The sequence below is a fragment of the Streptomyces sp. NPDC006368 genome (genome assembly GCF_040612535.1).
Lineage (GTDB): Bacteria > Actinomycetota > Actinomycetes > Streptomycetales > Streptomycetaceae > Streptomyces.
The window spans coordinates 1-6,037 of the sequence record NZ_JBEXQK010000085.1 but is presented as its reverse complement, the minus strand read 5'-3'; the positions used below and the strand labels follow the sequence as shown (position 1 = coordinate 6,037).

5 protein-coding genes and 1 pseudogene are annotated in these 6,037 nt (G+C 73.3%); 4 read left to right on the top strand and 2 right to left on the bottom strand.

Annotated elements, in window-relative coordinates; genetic code table 11:
• Positions 1 to 232 (bottom strand): annotated as a pseudogene (locus ABZZ38_RS30080) (hypothetical protein); the annotation flags it as partial.
• A gap of 88 nt (positions 233 to 320) precedes the next feature.
• On the opposite strand from ABZZ38_RS30080, the gene ABZZ38_RS30075 reads away from it, so the two are divergent.
• Positions 321 to 1,817, top strand: a complete 1,497-nt coding sequence (locus ABZZ38_RS30075) for an MFS transporter (RefSeq protein ID WP_356745665.1) — start codon at positions 321 to 323, stop codon at positions 1,815 to 1,817.
• A 74-nt stretch (positions 1,818 to 1,891) separates the two neighbouring features.
• Positions 1,892 to 2,194 carry a DUF6332 family protein gene (locus ABZZ38_RS30070; RefSeq protein ID WP_356745663.1) on the top strand — a complete coding sequence of 101 codons (303 nt, stop codon included), beginning with the start codon at positions 1,892 to 1,894 and terminating at the stop codon, positions 2,192 to 2,194.
• Positions 2,195 to 2,479: 285 nt separating this feature from the next.
• On the opposite strand, the gene ABZZ38_RS30065 is transcribed toward ABZZ38_RS30070, so the two are convergent.
• On the bottom strand, positions 2,480 to 3,697 hold the full coding sequence (locus tag ABZZ38_RS30065; RefSeq protein WP_356745662.1) for a geranylgeranyl reductase family protein: 1,218 nt from the start codon (positions 3,695 to 3,697) through the stop codon (positions 2,480 to 2,482).
• A gap of 155 nt (positions 3,698 to 3,852) precedes the next feature.
• On the opposite strand from ABZZ38_RS30065, the gene ABZZ38_RS30060 reads away from it, so the two are divergent.
• The gene (locus ABZZ38_RS30060) at positions 3,853 to 5,229 is read left to right on the top strand and encodes a dipeptidase (RefSeq protein ID WP_356745660.1); all 1,377 of its coding nucleotides are present in this window, start codon (positions 3,853 to 3,855) and stop codon (positions 5,227 to 5,229) included.
• A 68-nt stretch (positions 5,230 to 5,297) separates the two neighbouring features.
• The coding region (locus ABZZ38_RS30055) for an MBL fold metallo-hydrolase (protein WP_356745658.1) at positions 5,298 to 6,037 on the top strand (740 nt) is incomplete at its 3' end.

The following is a 6,037-nucleotide window of genomic DNA, read 5'->3' as shown; positions in this document are numbered from 1 at the left end:
GAGGCCCAGCAGGGCGCCGAAGAGGGCGATGACCACCGACTCCAGCCGGATCACGCGGCGCAGTGACGGCGCGACAGACCGACCGCGCGCATCGGTCGAGCACCTCGAAGTCGCTGGCACCCAGACCGTACTGGTGGAGTTCACGGTCGAGTTCACATGTCGTACGGGCGTGCAGCGCACGCACGTCGTGCCACTGCTCCACGAGCGCACGCTCGGACTTCATCGCGGCCATGGTGCCCAAGTTAGCAGAGATGGCAACCTTTGTTGCATCGGAATTAAATGCGCTTGCATTCAATGCATGCGCATGTAGTGTGCTGCGCATGACTTCTCCGCTCACCGTCTCGCCCCCCTCCCAGGAACGCTGGAGCCCACGACTGTGGGGCACCCTGCTGGTGCTCTGCGCCGCGATGTTCCTGGACGCCCTCGACGTCTCGATGGTCGGCGTCGCCCTGCCCTCCATCGGCGCCGACCTCGGACTGTCCACCTCCACCCTCCAGTGGATCGTCAGCGGCTACATCCTCGGCTACGGCGGTCTGCTGCTGCTCGGCGGACGCGCGGCCGACCTCCTCGGCCGCCGCCGCGTCTTCCTGATCGCCCTCGCCGTCTTCGCGCTCGCCTCCCTGCTGGGCGGCCTCGTCGACTCGGGCCCGCTGCTGATCGCCAGCCGCTTCATCAAGGGCCTCAGCGCCGCGTTCACCGCGCCCGCCGGGCTGTCCATCATCACCACCACGTTCAAGGAGGGCCCGCAGCGCAACCGGGCTCTGTCGATCTACACGACGTGCGCCGCGACCGGGTTCTCCATGGGCCTGGTGCTCTCCGGCCTGCTCACCGAGCTGAGCTGGCGCTGGACCATGCTGCTGCCCGCGCCGATCGCGCTCATCGCGCTGGTCGTCGGCCTGCGGATGATCCCGCACAGCGCGCGCGACGACGCCCGCGGCGGCTACGACCTGCCGGGCGCCGTCACCGGCACGGCCGCGATGCTGCTGCTCGTCTTCACGGTCGTCGAGGCGCCCGCGGCGGGCTGGACCTCCGCCCGCACCCTGCTGTCGTTCCTGGCGTCCGCCGTCCTGCTCGCCGCTTTCGTGGCCATCGAACGGCGGAGCGCGAGCCCGCTGCTGCGACTGGGCGTACTGCGCTCCGGTTCGCAGGTGCGGGCACAGCTGGGCGCCGCCGCGTTCTTCGGCTCGTACGTCGCCTTCCAGTTCATCGTGACCCAGTACATGCAGTCGCTCCTCGGCTGGAGCGCCCTGCAGACCGCGCTCGCCTTCCTGCCGGCCGGTCTGCTGGTGGCGCTCTCCTCCACGGGGATCGGCGCCCTGGTCGACCGCTTCGGCACCCCGCGGGTGATCGCCACCGGGTTCGCGCTGCTCGTCGTCTCGTACGCGATCTTCCTCCAGGTCGACCTCACCCCGCGGTACGCGGCCGTCATCCTGCCGGCCATGCTGCTGCTGGGCGCCGCGTGCGCCCTGACCTTCCCCTCCCTCAACATCCAGGCCACCACCGGCGTGGCCGACGAGGAGCAGGGCATGGTCTCCGGGCTGCTCAACACCTCGGTCCAGGTCGGCGGCGCCCTCTTCCTCGCCGTGGTGACCGCGGTGATCACCGCGGGCGGCGCCGAGGGCGGGTCCAAGCAGGAGGTCCTGGACAGCTTCCGGCCGGGCCTCGCCGTGGTGACCGCCATCGCGGTCGCGGGCCTGCTGATCACGCTGACCGGGCTGCGCCGCCGCCGTACCGACCGGCCGACGATCGTGGTCGCCTCGTCCGCCCCGGCCCCCGCCGCCGAGGGGAGGGCCGAGCCCGTCGCCGTACGGGACTGACCAAGGGGCGCGCGGTGGGCGGCCGGTGGGTGAGATCCTTGCCCCACCGGCCGCGCGCCGGTGACACTGCCCGCATGGGGACCAGAACGCAGGCGCAGCGGGACGCGATCACGGTGGAGATCGGCTACGCGCTGGTGACCGGCGCCTTTCTCGCGGCAGGGGTGTTCTGTCTCGTCGGCGCACCCGTGGTGGTGTTCGGGCTCGAAGGCGGAGCCGCGCGAAAGTTGCCGGCCGTGGCCGCGGTGGCGGCCTGCCTCATGTTCGTCACCCGGGTGGTACGGGTGCTGTGGCGGTTCACGGACGCTGCACGGCAGGACCGGCCGCGGGTCGCCCCCGCTCAGCCCAGCCGGCCCGGGCGCACCGGGCCCGGCTCATAGGGACGAGTTCGGGGAGCAGTCGAGGCCGGGTGCGGGGGCGCTCGGCGCGGCTTCCGGCGCGCGCAGGGTGTCGAGGACGTGGCGCACCTCCCCCAACGCCTGGTTGCCGGCCGCCTCGATGGTGGAGCCCGTTCGGGGGGTGGTCCGCGGTGATCCACTGGGCGCCGCTGCCCCAGGGCCGGACCCGACCGGCCCGGCCCCCACGACTGTGCCGCCCGCGCCCGGGCCGACCCCGCCGCCGGACGGGCACCAGCGCCCCGAGGGGCGCCCGTACCCGCCGCTCCGCTACTGTCGCCGGTCCAGCGTGTCCAGGACCCGCCGGGCCACCCCGTGGGTGCGGACGATACCGGCCAGGGTCGTCACCCCCCGCGTGATGTCCGCGAAGGCGTGCCACGCCGGCCGGAAGCCGGTGATCGCCGCGTGGAGCAGCCCCGGGCGCCGTTCGAACAGCGCCAGCATCCGCCGCCCGACCGCCATCTCGACGCCCAGCCCCGCCTTGATGGCGAACGCGTAGTTCAGTGCCTGCCGCCGCGCGTCCACCGCGTCGTGCGACTCGGCGATCCGCACCGCCCACTCCCCCGCCAGCCGCCCGGACCGCAGCGCGAAGGAGATCCCCTCGCGGGTCCACGGCTCCAGCAGCCCCGCGGCGTCCCCGCACACCAGGACGCGCCCGCGCGACAGCGGCGAGTCATCGCTGCGGCACCGCGTCAGGTGTCCCGACGAGAGCGCCGGCTCGAACCCGGCGAGCCCGAGCCGGGCGATGAAGTCCTCCAGGTACCGCTTGGTCGCGGCGCCCTCACCGCGTGCCGAGATCACGCCCACGGTCAGCGTGTCGCCCTTGGGGAAGACCCACCCGTAACTGCCGGGCATCGGCCCCCAGTCGATGAGCACCCGCCCCGCCCAGTCCTCCGCGACCGTCGGCGGGACCGGGATCTCGGCCTCCAGCCCGAGGTCCACCTGGTCCAGCTTCACCCCGACATGGGCCCCTATGCGGCTGGCGCTGCCGTCCGCGCCGACGACCGCCCGCGCGAGGACGACCTCCCCGTCGGCCAGCACGACCGCGACGGTCCGCCGGTCCGGCACCGCCGTGCCGTGCTGCTCGACGCGCGACACGGTCACGCCCGTCCGCAGCTCGGCGCCCGCCTTCTGCGCGTGCTCCACCAGCCCGGCGTCGAACTCGGGCCGGTTGATCAGCCCGAACAGCATCCGCTTGGAGCGCCGGGTACGGGCGAAGCGGCCGTTCAGCGAGAAGGTGACGGCGTGCACCCTGTCCTGGAGCGGCAGTTCGAACCCGGGCGGCAGCGCGTCCCGCGACGGTCCGATGATGCCGCCGCCGCATGTCTTGTAGCGGGGCAGGTCGGCCTTCTCCAGGAGCAGTACCCGGCGGCCCGTGACGGCCGCCGCATAGGCCGCGGACGCTCCCGCCGGCCCCGCGCCCACCACGACGACATCCCACACCGGCGCGGAGTGCTCGTTACCGGCGTCTGCGTTCTCGCTGCTCACGATGTGCTTCTGCTCCTGACCCGTGGCCCATGCTCTCGACCGCATCCTACGGCTCGGGCCCTCCCCGCCCCCTGTGGGAGGATCGGACGCGCGTTCGCCGTACACCAAACGGTCACAACGCCAGTCTTAACGTCGCACCCACCAGGAGCGTGCCCATGACCGCCCAGCCGGTTCCGCAGATCGCCGAGACCGTCGCCTCCCTCATGCCCCGCGCCAAGGCGGAACTCGCGGAACTGGTGGCGTTCCGGTCGGTGGCGGACCCGGCGCAGTTCCCGCCGAGTGAGTGCGAGGCCGCCGCCGCGTGGGTGGCGGACGCCCTGCGCGCGGAGGACTTCCGGGATGTCGCGGTCCTCGACACCCCGGACGGTTCGCAGTCGGTGTACGGGTTCCTGCCCGGCCCCGAGGGTGCGCCGACCGTGCTGCTGTACGCGCACTACGACGTGCAGCCGCCGCTGGACCTGGCCGGCTGGGACACGCCGCCGTTCGAGCTGACCGAGCGCGAGGACGGCCGCTGGTACGGGCGGGGGGCCGCGGACTGCAAGGGCGGCTTCATCATGCACCTCCTCGCGCTGCGCGCCCTGAAGGCGAACGGCGGGATACCCGTGAGCGTCAAGGTGATCGTCGAGGGCTCGGAGGAGCAGGGCACCGGCGGTCTGGAGCGGTACGCCGAGGAGCACCCGGAGCTGCTGGCGGCGGACGCGATCGTGATCGGTGACGCCGGGAACTTCCGGGCCGGTCTGCCGACCGTGACGGCGTCGCTGCGCGGGATGACGATGCTGCGCGTCCAGGTGGACACGCTGGAGGGCAATCTGCACTCGGGGCTGTTCGGCGGGGCCGCGCCGGACGCGCTGGCCGCGCTCATCCGCGTACTGGATTCCCTGCGGGCGCAGGACGGTTCGACGACGGTGGACGGTCTGGCGGCAAAGGACACGTGGGAGGGCCTGCACTACCCGGAGGAGGACTTCCGCCGGGACGCCAAGGTGCTCGACGGCGTGGGCCTGATCGGTGACGGGTCGGTCGCCGACCGGCTGTGGGCGCGCCCGGCCGTTACGGTCATGGGCATCGACTGCCCGCCTGTCGTCGGGGCCACCCCGTCCGTCCACGCCACCGCGCGCGCCCAGATCAGCCTGCGGGTGCCGCCGGGCCAGGACGCCGCCGAGGCGACGAAGCTGCTGGCGGCGCACCTGGAGGCGCACACGCCGTGGGGCGCGCGGGTGTCGGTGGAGCAGGTGGGGCAGGGGCAGCCGTTCCGGGCGGACGTCACGAGCCCGGCGTACACCTCGATGGCCGAGGCGCTGCGGGTGGCGTACCCCGGTCAGGAGATGCAGACGATGGGCATGGGCGGCTCGATCCCGCTGTGCAACACGCTGGGCGCGCTGTACCCGGGGGCGGAGGTCCTGCTGATCGGGCTGAGTGAGCCGGAGGCGCGGATCCACGCGGTGAACGAGAGCGTGTCGCCGGACGAGCTGGAGCGGATGTCGGTGGCGGAGGCGCACTTCCTGGTCAATTACGCCCGCTCGCGGCGGGGTTGAGCCGAGAGCGGATCTGCGGACAGCGAAGACGCGGGCGGCGGGCGTGGGCGGGTGCGTACGTTCGCCGCATGAATCCTGACTTCGTCGAGGTGACTCCTCGGCTGCACATGTTCCGCTTCTCGATCGGCCAGGCGTATCTCTGGCGGGACGCGGACGACGACCTGACGCTGATCGACGCCGGCTGGGTGGACGGGGGTCCGGCCATCGAGGAGGCGATACGGAGCGCCGGGCTCCGCCCTCAGGCCCTGCGCCGGATCGTGCTCACGCACTGCCACCGCGACCATGTGGGCGCGGCCGGGGAGCTCGCCGCGCGGTACGGGGCAGAGGTGCTGGCACACACGCTGGACGCCCCGGTGGTACGCGGCGAGGCGCCGGTCCCCGAGCCGGTCCTGCTCGACTGGGAGGTGCCGCTGTACGAGCACGGGCTGACGGTCCCGGTCGCGCCGCCGACCCGGGTGGACCGCGAGGTGGCGGACGGGGACGAGCTGGGGTTCGGTGGCGGGGCGCGGGTGGTGCACACACCGGGCCACACGGACGGGTCGATCGCCGTTCACCTGCCGCGCCACGGTGTGCTGTTCACCGGCGACACCGTGGCGTCGGTGGGGCAGGTGGCCCTGGGCGTCTTCCATGTGGACCGCGACCGGGCGAAGGCGTCGATGCGCCGGTTGGCGGGGCTCGCGCCGGACGTGGTGTGCTTCGGGCACGGTGAACCGCTGACGGCCGGTGCGGCGGCGGCTCTGAGGGCCGCGGCGGACCGGGACGCCGCCGACCACGACGCCGCGGACGGGGAAGCCGCCACGGCGCGGCC

Coding starts and splice junctions, on each gene's coding strand:
- ABZZ38_RS30075 (WP_356745665.1), top strand. CDS start 321: ATGACTTCTCCGCTCACCGTCTCGCCCCCCTCCCAGGAACGCTGGAGC.
- ABZZ38_RS30070 (WP_356745663.1), top strand. CDS start 1,892: ATGGGGACCAGAACGCAGGCGCAGCGGGACGCGATCACGGTGGAGATC.
- ABZZ38_RS30060 (WP_356745660.1), top strand. CDS start 3,853: ATGACCGCCCAGCCGGTTCCGCAGATCGCCGAGACCGTCGCCTCCCTC.